Here is a 19,819-nt window from a genome sequence, read left to right as displayed (position 1 = left end):
GCGCTTACGCAAACCTTTGATTTTGCTTGTGGTGTGTCGCATTGTGCGGTCGGCTTCACGGGTATAAACTTCGCAAACTTTACACAGAGGCCACTAACGGTTCCTTTGGAACTGTTCAGTCAGCATGAAACCGATTCAGCTGCCCCTAGGTGTGCGTCTGCGTGACGACGCCACCTTTATCAACTACTACCCAGGCGCCAATGCCGCTGCACTCGGCTATGTCGAGCGACTGTGCGAAGCCGACGCCGGCTGGACCGAAAGCCTGATTTACCTTTGGGGCAAGCACGGCGTAGGGCGTACGCACTTGTTGCAGGCCGCATGCCTGCGTTTCGAGCAGATGGGTGAGCCGGCGGTGTACCTGCCATTGGCCGAGCTGATGGATCGGGGTGTCGAAATTCTCGACAACCTGGAGCAGTACGAACTGGTATGCCTGGACGATCTCCAGGCAGTGGCAGGAAAGGCTGACTGGGAAGAAGCGCTTTTCCATCTGTTCAATCGCCTGCGCGACAGCGGCCGGCGCCTGCTGATTGCCGCGTCGACGTCCCCGCGCGAACTGCCGGTGAAGCTGGCGGACCTCAAGTCCCGCCTGACCCTGGCATTGATCTTCCAGATGCGCCCGCTCTCCGACGAAGACAAGTTGCGTGCCCTGCAATTGCGCGCATCCCGTCGCGGCCTGCACCTGACCGATGAAGTCGGGCACTTTATCCTGACCCGCGGCACCCGCAGCATGAGCGCATTGTTCGAACTGCTGGAGCGGCTCGATCAAGCCTCTCTTCAAGCTCAGCGCAAGTTGACCATTCCCTTCCTGAAAGAAACGCTGGGCTGGTAGCCAGGCCGCGTAATTCCAGGGCTTACAGCCTTTTTGGCATATTTCAGGCGCCAGAAAATGCGCTTTCCTACAGGCTGTAGGCTGCGCAAACGATCAAAATGGGCTTAAGCGCTTAGATGTAAACAAGAAACCGAGAAGTCACAAAAAGTTCGATTGAATTTGCAAATGAGGTTTATAGCGGGCATAGTCGCGGCTTCTTTAAATCTAACAGCCACGGTCGTGCCCATGCTAAATCGCTTTGCACCCCTCGTGCCTCTCGCACTCGTTACCCTGTTGTTCGGTTGCGCTGCCCACACTCCGGTGTCGCAGCAGGCGCAACAACAGCAGGTTCAAAACTCGGTCAGCGCCCAATCTTCCGTTCGTTATCAGGATTCTCTTTTCCAGGAAGAAGTCGCCACCGAAAAAGAATTGGCCGCCTTTGCCGACGGCAAGTCGTATCAACTTCCAGTCCTGGCCGACAGCATCCTCGAACGCGGCATGTCCCTGATCGGTACCCGTTACCGTTTCGGCGGCACCTCTGAAGCCGGTTTCGACTGCAGTGGCTTCATCGGCTATCTGTTCCGCGAAGAGGCGGGCATGAATCTGCCGCGCTCCACCCGCGAAATGATCAACGTGGACGCGCCGCTGGTTTCGCGCAGCAAGCTCGAACCGGGCGATCTGCTGTTCTTCGCCACCAACGGTCGTCGCGGTCGCGTCAGTCACGCCGGGATCTACCTGGGTGACAACCAGTTCATCCATTCCAGCAGCCGTAAAAGCGGTGGCGTGCGGATCGATAGCCTGGGTGACAGCTACTGGAGCAAGACCTTCATTGAAGCCAAGCGCGCCCTCGCAATGGCGCCTTCCGCGAGCCCGATCATCACGGCACGCAAGTAAGCGGACATTTTGTAAGGCGAACTTAAAGTCTTACTTGAAGTTTGCCGCATAAGCGCTAGAATCTGATCTATGAATGATGGCAAACCGCCTGCGTGCTGCGCAGGCGGTTTTCTTTTCTGCGTCCTCTGCAGAAAAAAGCCGCAGCCAGATCAGGATGTTCTGCTTATGACGACGTCGGCCCGCCTCGCAATCATGCTCCTCGCAGCGCTGCTCAGTGCATGCGCCAGTCGCACACCGCCGCCCGCGCCGGTGGTTCGCGCGCCCATCGTGTTCGGTCCCTCCCAAGCCTTTTCGCCTGAAGCGGAAGACGTGCTGTTCCGTGCGTTGGGCCTGGTGGGCACGCCGTATCGCTGGGGCGGCAACACGCCGGACTCAGGGTTCGATTGCAGCGGGCTGATCGGCTACGTGTACCGTGATGTCACCGGCATTTCCTTGCCGCGCACCACGCGCGAAATGATCACCATGCAAGCGGCCAATGTCGGCAAGGAAGGCCTGCAAACCGGGGACCTGATCTTCTTCGCGACCAATGGCGGTTCCCAGGTCAGCCATGCCGGTATTTATGTCGGTGAAGGCCGCTTCGTCCATGCGCCTGCAACCGGTGGCACGGTCAAGCTCGACAGCCTGTCCAAGGCGTATTGGCAAAAAGCCTACCTGAGCGCCAAGCGCGTCCTGCAACCGGAGCACCTGGCGCGCAATCCGTAACAGCCAGAGGCTGTGGTCATGACCGCTCGCACGCTCAATCTCGATGATTCGCTCTATCACTACCTGCTCGACGTGTCCCTGCGTGAAACGCCGCTGCTCAAGCGCCTGCGCGATGAAACCCAGGCCCTGCCCATGGCTCGCTGGCAGGTGGCGCCGGAACAGGGGCAGTTTCTCGCACTGTTGGTCAAGCTCACGGGCGCCCGGCGCGTGCTGGAAGTCGGCACCTTCACCGGTTACAGCGCCCTGTGCATGGCGGCGGCGTTACCGCAGGAGGGTTCGTTGATCTGCTGTGACATTGCCGGCGATTACAACGCCACCGCACGACGTTACTGGCAGGAGGCGGGGCTGGCAGGGCGTATTGATCTGCGCCTGGCTCCGGCACTCGAAACGTTAGGCAAGCTGGACCAGCCGGGTCAATTCGATCTGATGTTCATTGATGCCGACAAGGCCAACTACCCAGCTTATCTGGAGCATGCCTTGCGACTGTTGCGCACCGGCGGCCTGGCGGTGTTCGATAACACGCTGTGGAGCGGGCGGGTGCTTGAGGACAATCCCGAGAGTGAAGACACCCGCGCCATCCAGGCGCTCAATCGCGCCTTGAAAGATGATGCGCGGGTGGATCTGTCGTTGTTGCCGTTGGGGGATGGATTAACCCTTTGCCGCAAACGCTGATCCCCTGTGGGAGCGGGCTTGCTCGCGAAAGCGGTGGGTCAGTCATATTAATGTCGTCTGATCCACCGCTTTCGCGAGCACGCCCGCTCCCACAGGGAATGTGTGTTGTAGCTATTTAACAGCCGACACCCGCCACACCTTGTTCCCCACATCATCCGCCACCAGTAGATCCCCCTGCTGGTCGATCACCACGCCCACCGGCCGGCCCATGGCTTTTTCGTCGTCATTGAGAAACCCCGTGAGCACATCCACCGGCTGCCCGTTCGGTTTGCCGGCGCTGAAGGGCACGAAAATCACTTTGTAGCCGCTGTGTGGATTGCGGTTCCACGAACCGTGCTGGCCGATAAAGGCGCCTTCCTTGAATGGCGGCGGCAATCTGTTGCCTTGGGCAAAGGTCAGGCCGAGCGACGCGGTGTGCGGGCCGACCGCATAGTCCGGCGCGATCGCCTTCGCCACCAGGTCAGGGTTTTGCGGCTCGACGCGGATGTCGACGTGCTGGCCGTAATAGCTGTAGGGCCAGCCATAAAATCCGCCGTCCTTCACGGACGTGATGTAGTCGGGCACCAGGTCGCTGCCGATTTCATCCCGCTCGTTGACCGCTGTCCACAACGCCCCGCTCGCAGGCTCCCAGGCCAGGCCGTTCGGATTGCGAATGCCTGAAGCAAAGATCCGGTGGTTGCCGGTGGCGCGATCCACCTCCCAGATGGCTGCGCGGCCTTCTTCCTGGTCCATGCCGTTTTCGCCGACGTTGCTGTTAGAGCCGACGGTGACGTACAGCTTGCTGCCGTCCTGGCTGGCGATGACGTTTTTGGTCCAGTGGTGATTGAGCGTGCCACCTGGCAGGTCGACCACTTTGATCGGCTGCGACTTGATCGAAGTGGCGCCATTTTCATAGTGGAAGCGCAGCAGGCGGTCGGTGTCGGCGACGTAAAGATCATTGCCCACCAGGGTCATGCCGAAGGGGGAGTTGAGGTTCTCCAGAAACACCGTGCGGGTTTCGGCGACGCCATCATGGTCGGCATCGCGCAACAGGGTGATGCGGTTCGGGCTCGGCACGCCAGCCCCGGCGCGCCCCATGACTTTCTTCATGACCCAGCCACGAACACCTTTGCCATCATCGGGCTTGGGCGGGGCGTTGGTTTCGGCGACCAGCACGTCGCCATTGGGCAGCACGTACAGCCAGCGCGGGTGATCGAGACCGTCGGCAAAAGCGGACACTTGCGTCCCGGCGGCCGCGACCGGTTTTGCGCCGTCCGGCCAGCCGATGGCCGGGGCAATGTTGACCGTCGGCATCAGCGTTTTGTTCGGTTCGGGCAGTTTGGGTGACGGTCCGGTGCCGTCGGAGACTTGCAGGCTGGAGGTTTCGCCACAAGCGGCGAGCCCTCCGGCGAGGGCGATGACGAGAACGAGCTGGGGCTTGCGCATGCTGATCTTCCCTAAGAATCCATTGGCCTGATCAGTAGAGAAGCGCGAGCGCGCGATGGTTCAACCGGTCAGCCGCGGGCCTCCTTGAGCAGCACGGCGACACCGGGGTGATAGTGGCCGCTGTCATCGCGCAACTTGCGGTAGGCGTAGGGGAAATACCAGGCCACGGCGCAGGTGTGCTCCTTTTGCAGGTCGTCGACCATGTCCTGCAATTCTTCCGGCGTGGCGCCGTGCTGGGTCTTTTGCGGGGCCACGAACAGGCAGCCGAGTTTCAGGTCGCTGGCATAGCTGATCTGTCGGGCGTTGCTGGTGATGTCGTGCAGGGCCTGGGTCAGGTTCAGGCTGTTGACTCGCGGCCAGCGTTGCGTGGCCTGCAACCAGGCGCGTGCTTCGGGGGTGGCGATGAACAGGTCGGCGCGGGCGTTACGCTCACCTTCCTCGGTCTGTTTGCGGGTGGGCGATTGTTGCAGGGTAATCATCTCCGCCATCCAGGCGGCGGCGGAGAGCAGCCCGAGGTTGGCTTTTTCGTCGAGCCAGTAAGGCGTCTCGTTATCGCCGCGCACGGCGTTATAGCGGTCGATACAGTCAAACCAGCGTTCCAGCACCGGGCGCAGGAATTCCAGCTTCGGATTGCTGATGATCATGCCTTGCATGGGGTTCACCCTTGTTATTGTGTGATGGGTTGTGGCTCTTTGATATCACTGCTGAGCGTGTGGCACAAGATTGACGTCAGTTAATTGATCGGTGGCAGTTATTCGCTCGCGCGCCCTGTCTTCAATTGACGCTCCACCCCCAACCCTCTAACCTTCGCGGCTTGTTTCAGGTGCTCTGTGACTTGGGTCGACAGAGTGAAACAGGGAAGCCGGTGAGTGGCCGATTCAACGCACGATGGCCTGCGATCCCGGCGCTGCCCCCGCAACGGTAAATGAGTGAAGACTGCGCCTTGAGCCACTGTGTCGAAGACATGGGAAGGCGCGCAGTCGGGCCAACGCCGCTCATGAGCCCGGAGACCGGCCTGATCCATCCAAGCGGCATCACGGTGGGCGATGCCAGGCTTAATGCCTTCTATTCTTGTGCCTGCCCGCCGTTATTCCTGCCTCAACGGAGAGCTCCCCATGACCGATACCCCTGATCGTGACGAACGTCATCTGGCGCGCATGCTGCGCAAAAAAGCCGTGATCGACGAACGCATCGCCAATTCCCCGAACGAGTGCGGCTTGCTGCTGGTGCTGACCGGCAACGGCAAAGGCAAGAGCAGCTCGGCGTTCGGCATGCTCGCCCGGTCGATGGGCCATGGCATGCAGTGCGGCGTGGTGCAATTCATCAAGGGCCGCAACAGCACGGGCGAAGAATTGTTCTTCCGGCGCTTCCCCGAGCAGGTGCGTTTTCATGTGATGGGCGAGGGCTTTACCTGGGAAACCCAGGACCGTCAGCGCGATATCGCCGCCGCCGAAGCGGCCTGGGCAGTGTCGCAGGAACTGCTGCGCGACCCGTCCATCGGCCTGGTGGTGCTGGATGAATTGAACATCGCCCTCAAGCACGGCTACCTCGATCTCGATCAGGTGCTCAGTGACTTGCAGGCGCGTCCGCCGATGCAGCATGTGGTCGTCACCGGTCGTGGCGCTCCGCCTGCGATGATCGAGCTGGCCGACACCGTCACCGAAATGGGCATGATCAAGCACGCCTTCCAGGCCGGTATCAAAGCGCAAAAAGGCGTCGAGCTGTGAGTCAACCCCGTCATTGCCCGGCGGTACTGATTGCCGCGCCGGCCTCCGGCCAGGGCAAGACCACCGTCACCGCCGCGCTGGCCCGTTTGCATCGCAACCAGGGGCGCAAGGTGCGCGTGTTCAAATGTGGCCCGGATTTTCTCGACCCGATGATTCTCGAGCGCGCCAGCGGTGCGCCGGTGTATCAACTGGACATGTGGATGGTCGGCGAGCAGGAAAGTCGACGCTTGCTGTGGGAAGCCGCCGCCGATGCCGATCTGATCCTGATCGAAGGCGTGATGGGGCTGTTCGACGGCACACCGTCCAGCGCCGACCTGGCACGCCACTTCGGGGTGCCGGTGCTGGGGGTGATCGACGGCACCGCCATGGCCCAGACCTTCGGTGCGCTGGCCCTGGGGCTGGCGCGCTATCAGCCGGACTTGCCGTTTGCCGGGGTCCTGGCCAACCGCGTCGGCACCTTGCGTCACGCCCAATTGCTCGAGGGCAGCCTGACCGAAGGCCTGCGTTGGTACGGCGCCTTGTCCCGGGAAACCGGGATCGAATTGCCGAGCCGGCACCTCGGGCTGGTGCAGGCCAGCGAGTTGAACGACCTTGATGCGCGCCTCGATGCGGCGGCCGATGCCTTGGCCAGCAGTTGCGAAGTCGCGCTGCCACCGGCGGTGGAATTCGCCGCGCCGGATGTGATTGCAGTCGAACCCCTGTTGGCTGGCGTGCGCATTGCCGTGGCCCGGGATGAGGCGTTTGCCTTCACCTATGGCGCCAGCCTCGACTTGCTGCGGGCGATGGGCGCGGAACTGCGGTTTTTCTCGCCGATTCGCGATACCGCTTTACCCGAGGCGGACAGCCTGTACCTGCCCGGCGGCTATCCGGAGTTGCACCACGTGGCGCTGGCGCAGAACACTTCGATGATTGAAGCGATCCGCGCCCACCATGCCGCGGGCAAGCCGTTGCTGGCCGAGTGTGGCGGCATGCTCTATCTGCTCGATTCGTTGACCGATGTCGAAGGCACCCGTGCAGAACTGGTCGGCTTGCTCAGCGGAAATGCAATGATGCAAAAGCGCCTCGCCGCGCTGGCCTTGCAGGCGGTTGAGCTACCGGAAGGCTCGCTGCGCGGGCACACCTACCACCATTCGCTGACCACCACTGAACTGACACCGATAGCCCGGGGCTTGAGCCCTAATGGCGGGCGCGGGGCGGAGGCGGTATATCGCGAGGGGCGGATGACAGCGTCTTATGTGCATTTTTATTTTCCGTCCAATCCCTCGGCGATCGCCTCGCTGTTTTCACCTGACCGGGAGGACGCCTTCGCGAGCAAGCCCGCTCCCACAGCTGATCACCTGAACCCTGTGGGAGCGGGCTTGCTCGCGAAGAGGCCATGACCGACAACGCATTCAGTCCGTCCGAACGCGAAGCGGTTTATCGCGCGATTGCCGAACGCCGCGACATGCGCCACTTCAGCGGCGGCACCGTCGAGCCCGAGCTCCTGCGCCGGCTGCTTGAAGCCGCACACCAGGCGCCGAGCGTCGGCCTGATGCAGCCCTGGCGTTTCATTCGCATCAGCGACCGCGCCTTGCGCGGCAACATCCAGGCACTGGTGGAAGAAGAACGCATCCGCACCGCCGAGGCCCTCGGCGAGCGCACCGACGAGTTCATGCAGCTCAAGGTCGAAGGCATCAACGATTGCGCCGAAGTGCTGGTGGCCGCGCTGATGGATGACCGCGAGCGGCATATCTTTGGCCGGCGCACTTTGCCGGAAATGGACATGGCCTCGCTGTCCTGCGCCATTCAGAACCTGTGGCTGGCGTCTCGCGCCGAAGGGTTGGGCATGGGCTGGGTGTCGCTGTTCGAACCGCAGGCCCTGGCCGATTTGCTGGGCCTGCCGAGCGGTGCCAAGCCGTTGGCGATTTTGTGCCTGGGGCCGGTCAAGGCTTTTTACCCGGCACCGATGCTGGTGCTGGAAGGCTGGGCGCAAGAGCGTCCGCTCAGTGAACTGTTGTACGAGAATTATTGGGGAGTGAGTCAATGAGTGTGGCGTTGTTGAGTGTCGCCGCCGTGGCGCTGGATGCGCTGCTGGGCGAACCCAAGCGCTGGCATCCGCTGGTGGCGTTCGGTCGTTTTGCCGATCGCATCGAACAACGTTTCAACGGTGGTGGCCGTGGCTGGCGCAGCCATGGCGTCACGGCGTGGGTGATCGCGGTATTGCCGCTCACGTTGCTCGCAACGGCCTTTTCATGGGCGCCTTATGTCGGCTGGGTCGTCGAGATTCTTGCGCTGTATTGCGCCCTTGGCCTGCGCAGCCTCGGGGAGCATGTCGAGCCTGTGGCCAAAGCCTTGCGCAGCGACGATCTGGAGCAGGCGCGCACCCGTGTCGGTTATCTGGTCAGCCGTCAGACGACTGAACTGGATAAAACCGAAGTCGCCCGCGCCGCCACCGAGTCGGTGCTGGAGAACGGCAGTGACGCGGTGTTCGCCGCGCTGTTCTGGTTTGCCGTGGCCGGTGCGCCGGGCGTGGTGCTCTACCGTTTGAGCAACACCCTGGATGCGATGTGGGGTTATCGCAACGAACGCTTCGAGCGTTTCGGCTGGGCCGCGGCGAAGATCGACGACGTGCTCAATTACATTCCGGCGCGGTTGGTGGCGCTGACCTACGCGCTGCTGGGCAAAACCCGGCTGGCGCTCAAATGCTGGCGCACCCAGGGCCCGACCTGGGACAGCCCGAATGCCGGTCCGGTGATGGCTGCCGGTGCCGGTGCGTTGGGTGTCGAACTGGGCGGGCCGGCGATTTATCACGGCGAGCTGCATGAGCGTCCGCGCCTGGGTGAAGGCGTGCCGGCGGACGCCGACTCCATTGACCGCGGCTGGCAATTGGTCCAGCGCGGGGTATGGTTATGGCTGCTGATTCTCTGCGTGGGGGCTGAATTTTATGCTTGAGCACGGCGGGCGATTGCGCAAGGCGGCGCTTGAATACGGTATCGAGGAAGCCGATTGGCTTGATCTGTCCAGCGGCCTGGCGCCCTGGCCGTTTCCCGTTCCGGACATACCACTGCGAGCCTGGGCGCGGTTGCCGGAAGCCGATGACGGGCTGGAGCAGGCGGCTTGCGATTACTACGGCACCTTGCAGGCATTGCCGGTGGCCGGTTCGCAGATGGCCATTCAGTTGCTGCCGCGCTTGCGCCGGGCAGGCAAGGTCGGTGTGCTGTCGCCGTGTTACGCCGAGCATGCCGAAGCCTGGCGTCGCAATGGCTACATCGTGCGCGAGGTGCTGGAGCAGGAAGTCGATTTCTTTGTCGACAGCCTCGATGTGCTGGTAGTGGTCAACCCGAACAATCCCACCGGCCTGAGCCTGACCCCGGCCCGATTGCTCGACTGGCATTCACGGCTGGCCCAGCGCGGTGGCTGGCTGGTGGTGGACGAAGCGTTCATGGACAACACGCCGCAGCTGAGTGTGGCGCCGTTTGCCCATCAGGTCGGTTTGATCGTGCTGCGCTCGTTCGGCAAGTTTTTCGGTCTGGCCGGGGTGCGCCTGGGGTTTGTCCTGGCCGAGCGCAAGCTGCTCAAGCTGCTCGCCGAACAGGTCGGGCCGTGGGCGGTGAGTGGCCCGACCCGCGTTTTGGGCCAGGCATGCCTGCGAGATACCGAAGGGCAGGCCCAGCAACGGGTGCGGGCCGAGGAGGCTAGCGAGCGGCTGGCGTCGCTGCTGGAGGAATATGGCTTCAAGCCTCACGGCGGTTGTGCGTTGTTCCAATGGCTGATCACCGAGCGCGCCGAGGAACTGCATGAGTTCATGGCCCGGCGCGGCATTCTGCTGCGCCTGTTCACGCATAACAGCAGCCTGCGTTTTGGCTTGCCCGCCGAAGAGTTTGATTGGGCGCGTCTGGCTACGGCATTTGAAGCTTTTACCAAGGAAGACTCATGACGACCCTGATGGTGCAGGGCACCACCTCGGATGCCGGCAAAAGCACACTGGTGACCGCGCTGTGTCGCTGGGTCACGCGTCAGGGCGTGAGCGTGGTGCCGTTCAAACCGCAGAACATGGCGCTCAACAGCGCGGTGACGGCCGACGGTGGCGAAATCGGTCGGGCACAGGCGGTGCAGGCCCAGGCGGCTTTTCTCGAACCGCACACCGACATGAACCCGGTGCTGCTCAAGCCCAACAGCGACACCGGGGCTCAGGTGATCATCCATGGTCGCGCGGTCACGACGATGAACGCCGTGGCCTATCACGACTACAAAGCCATCGCCATGCAAGCGGTGCTGGCCTCCCATGCACGGTTGAGCGCGGCCTATCCGGTGGTGATGGTCGAAGGCGCGGGTTCGCCCGCCGAGATCAATCTGCGCGCCGGTGACATCGCCAACATGGGCTTCGCCGAAGCGGTGGATTGCCCGGTGCTGCTGATCGCCGATATCAACCGTGGCGGGGTCTTCGCCCATTTGGTGGGCACCCTGGAATTGCTTTCGCCGAGTGAGCAGGCGCGGGTCAAGGGGTTCATCATCAACCGTTTTCGTGGCGACCTCGCCTTGTTGCAACCGGGCCTGGACTGGCTGGAACAGCGCACCGGCAAACCGGTGATCGGCGTGTTGCCCTACGTGATGGACCTGCACCTGGAGGCCGAGGACGGCATCGATCAGCGCCAGGCGACCAAGGTCGGGCAGGTCCTGAAAGTGCTGGTGCCGGTGCTGCCGCGCATCAGCAACCACACCGATTTCGATCCGCTGCGCCTGCACCCGCAAGTGGACCTGCAATTCATCGGTCCCGGCCAGGCCATTCCAGCGGCCGACCTGATCATTCTGCCCGGCTCGAAAAGCGTACGCAGCGACCTGGCCTATTTGCGCGCCAACGGCTGGGACACGGCGATCGCCCGGCACCTGCGTTATGGCGGGAAGTTGCTGGGCATCTGCGGCGGCCTGCAGATGCTGGGCGAGCAGATGCATGATCCGCTGGGTCTGGAAGGCGCACCAGGCTCCAGCGCCGGATTGGGATTGCTGGCTTTCGAAACGCAGCTTGAAGAAGAGAAGCAGCTGCGCAATGTGCGCGGGCGACTGGCGCTGGAGAATGCAGAAGTCAGTGGCTATGAAATCCATGCCGGCGTCACCACCGGCCCGGCTTTGGAAAGGGCCGCGGTGCAGCTCGATGATGGTCGCTGCGACGGGGCACAGAGTGTCGACGGGCAGATTTTCGGCACCTACCTGCATGGCCTGTTCGAATCGCCGGCGGCCTGCAGTGCGCTGTTGCGTTGGGCCGGATTGCAGGCTGTGCAGGAAGTGGATTACCACGGGCTGCGCGAGCGGGACATCGAGCGGCTGGCAGATCTGGTGGAGAAGCATCTGGATACCGGGCTGTTGCGTGAGCTCTGCGGGATTTAGGGGAATTGTCCCGGCCTCTTCGCGAGCAAGCCCGCTCCTACGGGTCATCACCTGAACCCTGTGGGAGCGGGCTTGCTCGCGAAAGTGGCAGTCGCCTCACCGAAGATTTTAAGGAATGAACCATGCTCCAACTGATCCTCGGCGGTGCCCGCTCCGGCAAAAGCCGCCTGGCCGAAAAGCTCGCATCCAACAGTGGCCTGGCCGTGACCTACATCGCCACCAGCCAACCCCTGGACGGCGAAATGAATGACCGCGTCGCCCATCACCGCGCCCGTCGTCCAGCACAATGGGCCTTGATCGAAGAACCCCTGGAGCTGGCCCGCGTCCTGCGTGAAAACGCGCGCGCCGATCAATGCCTGTTGGTGGATTGCCTGACGTTATGGCTGACCAACCTGCTGATGCTCGACAACCCCAAGCGCCTTAACGCCGAGCGCGATGCCTTGCTGGAGTGCCTGGCATCGCTGCCGGGTGAAATCATTTTTGTCAGCAACGAGACCGGAATGGGTGTCGTGCCGCTGGGCGAATTGACTCGCCGCTATGTCGATGAAGCCGGTTGGCTGCATCAAGCCCTGGCCGAACGTTGTCAGCGAGTCGTCCTGACCGTCGCCGGCCTGCCCCTGACTTTGAAAGGAACTGCGTTATGACCCCATCCTGGTGGCTGAACCCCTGCCAACCGATCGATGCCCAGACAGTCGAGCAGGCGCAAGCCCGTCAACAGCAATTGACCAAGCCGGCTGGCTCCTTGGGCCAGCTAGAGTCGCTGGCGGTACAACTGGCGGGATTGCAGGGGCGGATCAAGCCAACGCTGGAGCAGGTTTGGATCGCGATTTTTGCCGGTGATCACGGCGTGGTGGCCGAAGGGGTATCGGCCTTTCCCCAGGAAGTCACCGGTCAGATGCTGCACAACTTCGTCAATGGCGGCGCGGCGATCAGCGTGTTGGCGCGGCAGTTGGGGGCGTCCCTGGAAGTGGTTGACCTGGGAACGGTCACGCCGTCGTTGAGCCTGCCGGGCGTGCTCCACCTGAATATCGGCCCGGGCACGGCGAATTTTGTGCAGGGCCCGGCGATCACGCGCATTCAGGGCGAACTCGCGCTGCAGGCCGGTCGTGACAGCGTGTGGCGGGCGAAAGCGGCAGGCGCGCAGTTGTTCATCGGCGGCGAGATGGGGATCGGCAATACCACTGCCGCCAGTGCGCTGGCCTGTGCCTTGCTCGACTGCCCGGTGGTGCATCTGACCGGCCCGGGCACCGGGTTGAACGCGGCGGGCGTCAGCCACAAGGCCGAGGTGATCGAACGCGCATTGGCCTTGCACGGTGCTCAGCGTGGCGATGCCTTGCAAACCCTGTTCAACCTGGGCGGCTTTGAAATCGCAGCGTTGGTCGGTGCCTACCTGGCCTGTGCCCAGGAAGGGGTCGCCGTGCTCGTGGACGGTTTCATCTGCAGCGTGGCGGCATTGGTTGCCGTGCGACTGAATCCTGAGTGTCGGCAGTGGCTGTTGTTCGGTCATCGTGGCGCCGAGCCGGGTCATCGTCATGTACTGGAAACCCTGAGCGCCGAGCCGCTGCTCGACCTTGGCTTACGCCTGGGCGAGGGCAGCGGGGCGGCCCTGGCCGTGCCGTTGTTGCGCCTTGCTTGCGACCTGCACGGGCAGATGGCGACCTTCGCCGAAGCCGCGGTTGCGGATCGCCCGGCATGACCTTGCACCTGGATCTGTTGCGCCATGGTGAAACCGAACTCGGCGGCGGCTTGCGCGGCAGTCTCGATGATGCGCTGACCGAAAACGGGTGGCAGCAAATGCGCGAGGCAGTGATCGGGCAAGGTCCGTGGGACCGCCTGGTCAGCTCGCCGTTGCAGCGGTGTGCGCGCTTCGCCGAAGCGCTGGCCGGGCAATTGGGCGTGCCGCTGGCGTTCGATCAGAACCTGCAAGAATTGCACTTTGGGGCGTGGGAAGGGCAGAGCGCGGCGGCGCTGATGGAATCGGAGGCCGAGGCCCTGGGGCAGTTCTGGGCCGATCCGTATTCGTTTACGCCGCCGCAGGGTGAACCGGTGGCGGACTTTTCAGCGCGAGTGCTGGCGGCGGTGGCGCGCTTGCAGGCGGCGTACGCCGGCGAGCGGGTGTTGCTGATCAGCCATGGCGGCGTCATGCGGTTGCTGCTGGCTCAGGCGCGGGGGTTGCCCCGTGAGCAATTGCTCAACGTCGAAGTGGGACACGGCGCGCTGTTTTCGCTCTCGGTCGAGCGCGATGGCCTGTTAAAGGAAGTGCGTTGACCATGCTGCCGTTCTGGATCGCCCTGCAATTTCTCAGCAGTTTGCCGATTCGCCTGCCGGGCATGCCGGCACCGCAAGAACTGGGGCGGTCGTTGCTGTTTTATCCGCTGGTGGGTTTGCTGTTCGGCGGGATTTTGTGGGCGGTCAATGGGTTGTTGCTGGGTGCGCCCTTGTTCCTGCATGCCGCCCTGTTGCTGACGGTCTGGGTGTTGCTCAGCGGTGCGCTGCACCTCGACGGCCTGGCTGATAGCGCAGATGCCTGGCTCGGCGGATTTGGTGACCGCGAGCGTACCCTGACCATCATGAAAGATCCGCGCAGCGGGCCGATCGCGGTGGTCACGCTGGTGTTGGTGCTGTTGCTGAAATTCGCCGCGTTGCTGGCGTTGGTCGAGCAACAACACGCCGTGGTGCTGCTCATCGTTCCCTTGCTCGGTCGCAGCGCGTTGCTGGGATTGTTCCTGACCACACCCTACGTACGTGCGGGTGGTTTGGGGCAAGCTCTGGCCGATCATCTTCCGCGCTTGGCGGGCAAGCAGGTGCTGGCTGTCAGTGCGTTGGTCTGTGTGCTGATCGCCGGCGTCAGCGGCGCTTTTGCCGTGGTGCTGGCGATGCTGGTGTTCGTCTGGCTGAGGCGAGTGATGGTGCGGCGACTGGGCGGGACGACGGGTGATACGGCGGGGGCGTTGCTGGAGTTGCTGGAAGCGGCGGTGCTAGTAGGCCTGGCTCTCTTGTAAGAGCGAGCCTGCTCGCGATGGACTCAAGGCCGGCGCGCCTGTTCAGGATGCCCGCATTATCGTTGACGTCCATCGCAAGCGTGCTCGCTCCTACAGGGGCGGTGTAACATAAATTTGCATTCATCCAACCGCGGGTATATACACGCACCATGCTCGACTCCCAATGTTTATGCATCAACCTGCGCCGCGCCGCCCGTGGCGTCAGCAGGCATTACGACGGCGCTCTCGACGGCTTCGGGATCAACGTTGCGCAGTATTCTTTGCTGTGCAATTTGCAGCGCCTGGATCAGCCGAGCATTTCCACCCTGGCCGAGGCCATGGGCCTGGATCGCAGCACTTTAGGACGCAATTTGCGCGTCCTGGAAGGCGACGGCCTGGTCACGCTGGTCGAAGGCGAGGACATGCGCAACCGTATCGTCCTGTTGACCGAGGCCGGGGCCGAGCGTCTGCAAGCAGCCTTGCCGGCCTGGGAAGCCGCGCAGCAGCGGCTGGTTGATCGCCTTGGCGCCGAAAAACGCGAAACGTTACTTAAGTTGCTGGACGAACTGGCGTGATGCCGGTTTGTTCGATTTTAAGCGGGTATATACCCGTGACCGGAGAACAAGAATGACATCGATGTGGCGTACGTGCGGTTGGGTCCTGTTGGGGAGTGCGCTGATCCTCGCGTTGTCCCTGGGCGTTCGACATGGTTTCGGCCTGTTCCTGGCGCCAATGAGCGCTGAGTTCGGCTGGGGGCGTGAGGTGTTTGCCTTCGCCATCGCCCTGCAAAACCTGATCTGGGGCCTGGCGCAACCCCTCACCGGGGCGCTGGCCGACCGCTTTGGCGCGGCGAAAGTGGTACTCATCGGTGGTGTCCTGTACGCCTTGGGCCTGGTGTTCATGGGCTTGTCCGATTCGGCGGTGAGCCTGTCCTTGAGTGCCGGCCTGTTGATCGGCATCGGCCTGTCCGGTACTTCGTTTTCGGTGATCCTGGGCGTGGTCGGGCGGGCTGTGCCGCCGGAGAAGCGCAGCATGGGCATGGGCATTGCCAGCGCGGCCGGTTCGTTCGGGCAGTTCGCCATGCTGCCCGGCACGCTGGGGTTGATCGGCTGGCTCGGCTGGTCCGCGGCCCTGCTGGCGCTGGGGCTGCTGGTGGCGCTGATCGTGCCGCTGGTGAGCATGCTCAAGGACAAGCCATTGCCGGTACTCGGCCATGAACAGACCCTGTCCGAAGCCCTGCGCGAAGCCTGTTCCCATTCGGGGTTCTGGCTGCTGGCGTTCGGTTTTTTTGTCTGCGGTTTCCAGGTGGTGTTCATCGGCGTGCACCTGCCGGCGTACCTGGTGGATCAGCATCTGCCGGCGACCGTGGGCACCACCGTGCTGGCGCTGATCGGCCTGTTTAACATCTTCGGCACGTACACGGCGGGCTGGCTGGGCGGGCGCATGTCCAAGCCACGGTTGCTCACCGGGCTGTATTTGCTGCGAGCCGTAGTGATTGCACTGTTCCTGTGGGCACCGGTGACCACCACCACCGCGTATCTGTTCGGCATGGCCATGGGCTTCCTGTGGCTGTCGACGGTCCCCTTGACCAACGGCACGGTCGCGACCTTGTTTGGCGTACGAAATCTGTCCATGCTCGGCGGGATTGTTTTCCTGTTTCACCAGCTTGGGTCGTTTCTCGGTGGCTGGCTGGGCGGGGTGGTGTACGACCGGACCGGAAGCTATGACTTGATCTGGCAGGTCGCAATCCTGCTGAGCCTGATGGCCGCCGCCCTGAACTGGCCGGTGCGCGAGCAGCCGGTGGCGCGCCTGCAAACCTCAATGAGTGCGACATGAACAGTCTCTGGCCACGAATCACACTGTTGGCAGTCGTTGCCTTGCTGCTGGCCCTGGCGTGGTGGGGCTGGCATCAGGGTGGGTTGGCCTTGATGCAGTTGGGCATGGGGGCTTGCTAGAAGGACGCTTGCTAGCGGGAGGCCATGGCGAGTAACTTCGATCCTGACGATTCTTCACACGGAAGCACCGATATGCTGATGCGCTGGTTTGCAGTTCCCGCGTTACTGGTAGCCTTTACCGGATTGGCTCAAGCGGCAGAGTGCCCGGCGCTGCTGCAAGGCTCATTGCCCAAGTTGCGCGCCAATGAATCCATCGATTTGTGCCAACGCTTTGCCGGCAAGCCGCTGGTGGTGGTCAATACCGCCAGCTTCTGTGGTTTTGCACCGCAGTTCAAAAGCCTTGAGGCGTTGAACCAGCGTTTCAAGGACCAGGGGCTGGAGGTGATCGGTGTGCCGTCCAATGACTTCAAGCAGGAGTCCAGGGACGGCGCCGAAACCGCCAAGGTCTGCTACGTGAACTACGGCGTGACCTTCACCATGACCGAGCCGCAGAAAGTCCGCGGCGACGATGCCACGAACCTGTTCAAGGTACTGGCAAAGCAAAGCAGTGCGCCGAAGTGGAATTTCTACAAGTACGTGGTCGATCGCCAGGGCAAGGTGATTGCCAGTTTCTCCAGCCTGACCAAGCCTGATGACCCCGAGTTCATTACGGCGGTCGAGAAGGCCCTGGCATCGCCGCCGTTAGCTACCGCCCCATGATCGTCGCCCACTAAAAAGCCCCGCCTCTGTACAAGAGCGCGGGGCTTTTTCGATTCAGGCGACGAGCGGTTCAGGCTCGTCGACATTCATCAGAAGCGGTAGGTCGCACCGACACCGAAGCCGTTCGCCGAGTTTTCGTACTTGGCGTTGTAGCTCTGGTTGCGTGGGGCGCCATTGCTGTTGTTGATATGGACCGACTCTTCCTTGAGGTAGGAATACGCCACGTCGATGGTCAGGTCGTCGGTCGGGCTCCAGCCGGCACCCAGGCTGAAGATCGTACGATCACCGGTCGGAATGCGTGGGGAACGGTTTTCGTTGTTGGTCGGCGCCTGGTCGACGGACAGACCGGTACGCAGCACCCACTGCTTGTTCAACTGGTAGGACGCACCAATGGCGTGGGCCCAGGTGTCGTGCCAGTTCTGTTCTTCGGTGATGGTGCCGAACTGTGCGTTCAGGGCAGCGGGAACGCCGCTGTTCTCGACGGAGATTTCTTTCAGGCGGCTCCAGCGAGTCCAGGTGCTGCCTGCATAGAGAGTCCACTGGTCGTTCAGTTGATGGGTGACCGAGAAATCGACCGACTCAGGCGTGGTGATATCCAGCGACGCGTCGTACTTCTGGTTCGGGTTCTGACGCAGTGCCGCGAGCAGGCCGTAGTTGACCTTGGTGTCACCGTCGAGCTTGTACTTCACTTTCGAGTGGTAGGTCAGGCCGACGCGCGTGCTGTCGGTGGCTTGCACCAGGATACCGATGTTGTAACCCAGTGCAGTGTCGTCACCCTTGATCTTCACTTCACCGTCCGGTGCGCGAGGGTCCAGCGACAGGTTCGATTCCAGCTTGCCGTCAATGCGGTTGATGGTCGGACCGAAGCCCACCGACACCTTGTCGTTGAAGGCATAGCTGACGGTTGGCTGCAGGGTCACGATCTGCACTTCGCTCTTGCTGCCGAAGTAACGGCCGGCAAAACCGCTCTCGTAATCGGTCACCAGGCCGAACGGTGCATAGACGCCGAAACCGACCGCCCACTGGTCATCGAGTGGCTTGACGTAGTAGCCCATCGGCACGCCCATGAAAGGGACCATGTCACCTTTGTTGGTGCCGCCGTTCGGACGGGAGCTGGCGTCGCTGATGTCGGTGTGCGCGTCGATGAATGCAACACCGCCGGTCACTTGTTCGCGCTTGAGGCGAGACATGCCGGCAGGGTTGCCAAAAATGGTGGATGCGTCGTCGGCAGAAGAAGATCGCCCGGCAAAACCTGTACCCATCCCGCTGATGCTTTGTTCGTTGAGGGCAAAGCCACTTGCAAAGATCTGGGTGGATGCCAAGGCAACGGCGAGGCTAATGGTGGTTTTGAGCATTACTTTTTTCATTATTAGAACTCCTGGTGATCACCGGGGCGAAAATTACCAACATTTTCGTCCCAGCGCCATAGGCTGTATCGCTTGATTTAGAGCGGTTTTGTAGGACAATCCGACCAGATTCGCGACCTGTTGAGCGATCTTTGGATCCAGGGGTGGTTAGCAGGCTACCTGATTCAGCGGTGAAACACAGGTTTGCCAGGCGCACGTGAAGTCGCGCAGGCGACCTTGGGGCTGGAAGGTCTGGCGCCAGATCCGGGCCATGCCCAGCAGATCGTCGGCTTCGGGGAGGGGAGTGTTCTGTTCTTCGACCAGCAGCCAGGCGATGGCGGTGGCGTAACGCAGGTTGACGGTCAGTTCCAGGTGCGGGCCGCTGAGAAAAGCATGCTGGCTGGCCAGGCCGCGGACCAGGCTGGCGCGCTCGGGGTCGAGTGCCAGGTAGTGGTCCCAGAGCGCCTGATGGCGGGGTTCGGCGATTCGGTACAGGCCGTGTCCACGGCGATCGTGCAGTGCTGAACCCAGGGCTGACTGGCTGGCGGCAATCCCCAGCAGCAGGGCTTCGGCGGTTGCGCTATGGCGTCCCAGGTAGATCAGGGTGGGGCGGATCACATAGCGGCACAGTTCGCTGGCAGCGATACCCATAAAACCCTCGAAACATTAAATGGGCGGCGAAACCTGAAGGAGCGTTGGCAGCGGGTGAATCGACTCAGGTTCGCCGAAAGCGGCTCAGGCCGCTTGAGTTGAAGTGTAGTGTCATATTCGCTCCGTAAAGGCCTGTTTTTAAAATATTTCCGGCTTCCAGTTATAACCGTTATATCGGTTGGTGCTTTACCGGATGGCCAGCGACGAGAAATGCCAGGCAACAAAAAGCCCCGCTTTTTGGGCGGGGCCTTGATGTTTCAGCCTTGCTGGCGTGTCAGGCAACCAGTGCCTGACGGGTACGCTCGATCACAGCCTGCAGCGGTTCGGCGCTGGAGTATTGATCGGGGTACAGGCGTTCGCTGTGACGGGCGATGCCGTGTTCGTTGACCAGGGTGAAGCTGAAGCAGCCTTTGCGAGCGGCCATGATCAGGCAGTTCATTGGTGCAAAAGCGTTGGTTAGGGTGCGGATGGCATCCTGAGTGTGGATTTGAGTAGACATAGTCATGGGTGTTCCTACAAGCGACACGGATAAGAGCCGTGCAAAATTAAAACGTTCCAGTGACGACGACCACCGTTGGTCGAACGAAGAACCCGACTGGAACAAAGCAGCCAGTTTGAAGCGCTGATAATTGGCGCGCTTGGGCTGGCAGGTAGG

The 19,819-nt window shown here is 62.1% G+C and carries 23 protein-coding genes and 1 riboswitch; of the genes, 18 read left to right on the top strand and 5 right to left on the bottom strand.

All coding sequences use genetic code 11. The features are described 5' to 3' along the window. Positions 1 to 124: 124 nt before the first annotated feature. The 4 genes from hda (at position 125) to F8N66_RS24875 (ending at position 3,076) form a co-directional block, all read left to right on the top strand. Positions 125 to 829 carry a DnaA regulatory inactivator Hda gene (hda, locus tag F8N66_RS24890; protein WP_150772678.1) on the top strand — a complete coding sequence of 235 codons (705 nt, stop codon included), beginning with the start codon at positions 125 to 127 and terminating at the stop codon, positions 827 to 829. A 225-nt stretch (positions 830 to 1,054) separates the two neighbouring features. Then, a complete protein-coding gene (locus F8N66_RS24885) occupies positions 1,055 to 1,702 on the top strand; it encodes a C40 family peptidase (RefSeq protein ID WP_150772677.1) in 648 nt (215 codons plus the stop codon). 165 nt (positions 1,703 to 1,867) lie between these two features. Continuing rightward, positions 1,868 to 2,404, top strand: coding sequence for a C40 family peptidase (locus F8N66_RS24880; RefSeq protein ID WP_150772676.1), 537 nt, complete (start codon positions 1,868 to 1,870; stop codon positions 2,402 to 2,404). An 18-nt stretch (positions 2,405 to 2,422) separates the two neighbouring features. Next, on the top strand, positions 2,423 to 3,076 hold the full coding sequence (locus tag F8N66_RS24875) for an O-methyltransferase (RefSeq protein WP_150772675.1): 654 nt from the start codon (positions 2,423 to 2,425) through the stop codon (positions 3,074 to 3,076). Between the two features lie 111 nt (positions 3,077 to 3,187). Here F8N66_RS24875 and F8N66_RS24870 read toward each other — a convergent pair whose 3' ends face one another. Continuing rightward, positions 3,188 to 4,501 (bottom strand): PQQ-dependent sugar dehydrogenase, encoded by a 1,314-nt coding sequence (locus F8N66_RS24870; protein ID WP_150772674.1) that lies wholly within the window; start codon positions 4,499 to 4,501, stop codon positions 3,188 to 3,190. Positions 4,502 to 4,569: 68 nt separating this feature from the next. After that, positions 4,570 to 5,154: a hypothetical protein gene (locus tag F8N66_RS24865; protein WP_150772673.1), complete on the bottom strand. Its 585-nt coding sequence runs from the start codon at positions 5,152 to 5,154 to the stop codon at positions 4,570 to 4,572. Positions 5,155 to 5,305: 151 nt separating this feature from the next. Next, a riboswitch (cobalamin riboswitch) is annotated at positions 5,306 to 5,535 on the top strand. An 81-nt stretch (positions 5,536 to 5,616) separates the two neighbouring features. Here F8N66_RS24865 and cobO point away from each other — a divergent pair. The 14 genes from cobO (at position 5,617) to F8N66_RS24800 (ending at position 17,167) form a co-directional block, all read left to right on the top strand. Then, on the top strand, positions 5,617 to 6,228 hold the full coding sequence (gene cobO / locus F8N66_RS24860; RefSeq protein WP_150772672.1) for a cob(I)yrinic acid a,c-diamide adenosyltransferase: 612 nt from the start codon (positions 5,617 to 5,619) through the stop codon (positions 6,226 to 6,228). Then, complete coding sequence (locus tag F8N66_RS24855; RefSeq protein WP_150772671.1) at positions 6,225 to 7,607, top strand: cobyrinate a,c-diamide synthase; 1,383 nt, start codon at positions 6,225 to 6,227, stop codon at positions 7,605 to 7,607. The genes cobO and F8N66_RS24855 overlap by 4 nt, the downstream gene beginning before the upstream one ends. Further along, on the top strand, positions 7,604 to 8,254 hold the full coding sequence (gene bluB, locus F8N66_RS24850; RefSeq protein ID WP_150772670.1) for a 5,6-dimethylbenzimidazole synthase: 651 nt from the start codon (positions 7,604 to 7,606) through the stop codon (positions 8,252 to 8,254). The genes F8N66_RS24855 and bluB overlap by 4 nt, the downstream gene beginning before the upstream one ends. After that, entirely contained in the window at positions 8,251 to 9,159 is a 909-nt protein-coding gene (cbiB, locus tag F8N66_RS24845) for an adenosylcobinamide-phosphate synthase CbiB (protein ID WP_150772669.1), read from the top strand. The genes bluB and cbiB overlap by 4 nt, the downstream gene beginning before the upstream one ends. Beyond that, on the top strand, positions 9,152 to 10,144 hold the full coding sequence (gene cobD / locus F8N66_RS24840) for a threonine-phosphate decarboxylase CobD (RefSeq protein WP_150772668.1): 993 nt from the start codon (positions 9,152 to 9,154) through the stop codon (positions 10,142 to 10,144). The genes cbiB and cobD overlap by 8 nt, the downstream gene beginning before the upstream one ends. Further along, positions 10,141 to 11,592 (top strand): cobyric acid synthase, encoded by a 1,452-nt coding sequence (locus F8N66_RS24835; protein WP_150772667.1) that lies wholly within the window; start codon positions 10,141 to 10,143, stop codon positions 11,590 to 11,592. The genes cobD and F8N66_RS24835 overlap by 4 nt, the downstream gene beginning before the upstream one ends. A 122-nt stretch (positions 11,593 to 11,714) precedes the next feature. Then, entirely contained in the window at positions 11,715 to 12,236 is a 522-nt protein-coding gene (gene cobU, locus F8N66_RS24830) for a bifunctional adenosylcobinamide kinase/adenosylcobinamide-phosphate guanylyltransferase (protein WP_150772666.1), read from the top strand. Next, on the top strand, positions 12,233 to 13,288 hold the full coding sequence (gene cobT, locus F8N66_RS24825; RefSeq protein ID WP_150772665.1) for a nicotinate-nucleotide--dimethylbenzimidazole phosphoribosyltransferase: 1,056 nt from the start codon (positions 12,233 to 12,235) through the stop codon (positions 13,286 to 13,288). Before cobU ends, cobT begins: the two co-directional genes overlap by 4 nt. Next, the gene (cobC, locus tag F8N66_RS24820) at positions 13,285 to 13,860 is read left to right on the top strand and encodes an alpha-ribazole phosphatase family protein (RefSeq protein ID WP_150772664.1); all 576 of its coding nucleotides are present in this window, start codon (positions 13,285 to 13,287) and stop codon (positions 13,858 to 13,860) included. The genes cobT and cobC overlap by 4 nt, the downstream gene beginning before the upstream one ends. 2 nt (positions 13,861 to 13,862) lie before the next feature. Next, a complete protein-coding gene (locus F8N66_RS24815) occupies positions 13,863 to 14,594 on the top strand; it encodes an adenosylcobinamide-GDP ribazoletransferase (RefSeq protein WP_150772663.1) in 732 nt (243 codons plus the stop codon). Between the two features lie 149 nt (positions 14,595 to 14,743). Next, positions 14,744 to 15,148 (top strand): MarR family winged helix-turn-helix transcriptional regulator, encoded by a 405-nt coding sequence (locus tag F8N66_RS24810; protein ID WP_150772662.1) that lies wholly within the window; start codon positions 14,744 to 14,746, stop codon positions 15,146 to 15,148. Between the two features lie 52 nt (positions 15,149 to 15,200). Next, on the top strand, positions 15,201 to 16,409 hold the full coding sequence (locus tag F8N66_RS24805) for an MFS transporter (protein WP_150772661.1): 1,209 nt from the start codon (positions 15,201 to 15,203) through the stop codon (positions 16,407 to 16,409). Continuing rightward, entirely contained in the window at positions 16,406 to 16,528 is a 123-nt protein-coding gene (locus F8N66_RS31975; protein WP_263597743.1) for a hypothetical protein, read from the top strand. The genes F8N66_RS24805 and F8N66_RS31975 overlap by 4 nt, the downstream gene beginning before the upstream one ends. Before the next feature lie 72 nt (positions 16,529 to 16,600). Beyond that, positions 16,601 to 17,167, top strand: coding sequence for a glutathione peroxidase (locus tag F8N66_RS24800; RefSeq protein WP_150772660.1), 567 nt, complete (start codon positions 16,601 to 16,603; stop codon positions 17,165 to 17,167). 89 nt (positions 17,168 to 17,256) lie between these two features. Here the strand turns inward: F8N66_RS24800 and F8N66_RS24795 are convergent, their stop codons facing one another. From F8N66_RS24795 to F8N66_RS24785, 3 genes are all read right to left on the bottom strand, one after another. Continuing rightward, positions 17,257 to 18,534 carry an OmpP1/FadL family transporter gene (locus F8N66_RS24795; protein ID WP_150772659.1) on the bottom strand — a complete coding sequence of 426 codons (1,278 nt, stop codon included), beginning with the start codon at positions 18,532 to 18,534 and terminating at the stop codon, positions 17,257 to 17,259. Between the two features lie 147 nt (positions 18,535 to 18,681). Continuing rightward, positions 18,682 to 19,164 carry a hypothetical protein gene (locus tag F8N66_RS24790; protein ID WP_110964275.1) on the bottom strand — a complete coding sequence of 161 codons (483 nt, stop codon included), beginning with the start codon at positions 19,162 to 19,164 and terminating at the stop codon, positions 18,682 to 18,684. Positions 19,165 to 19,438: 274 nt separating this feature from the next. Then, positions 19,439 to 19,663, bottom strand: coding sequence for a hypothetical protein (locus F8N66_RS24785; RefSeq protein ID WP_007898912.1), 225 nt, complete (start codon positions 19,661 to 19,663; stop codon positions 19,439 to 19,441). Positions 19,664 to 19,819: the final 156 nt, after the last annotated feature.

The sequence above is a fragment of the Pseudomonas fluorescens genome, from assembly GCF_902498195.1.
GTDB lineage: Bacteria > Pseudomonadota > Gammaproteobacteria > Pseudomonadales > Pseudomonadaceae > Aquipseudomonas > Aquipseudomonas fluorescens_BU.
The sequence above is the reverse complement of the archived record's forward strand: the minus strand, read 5'-3'. Positions and strand labels throughout refer to the sequence as shown.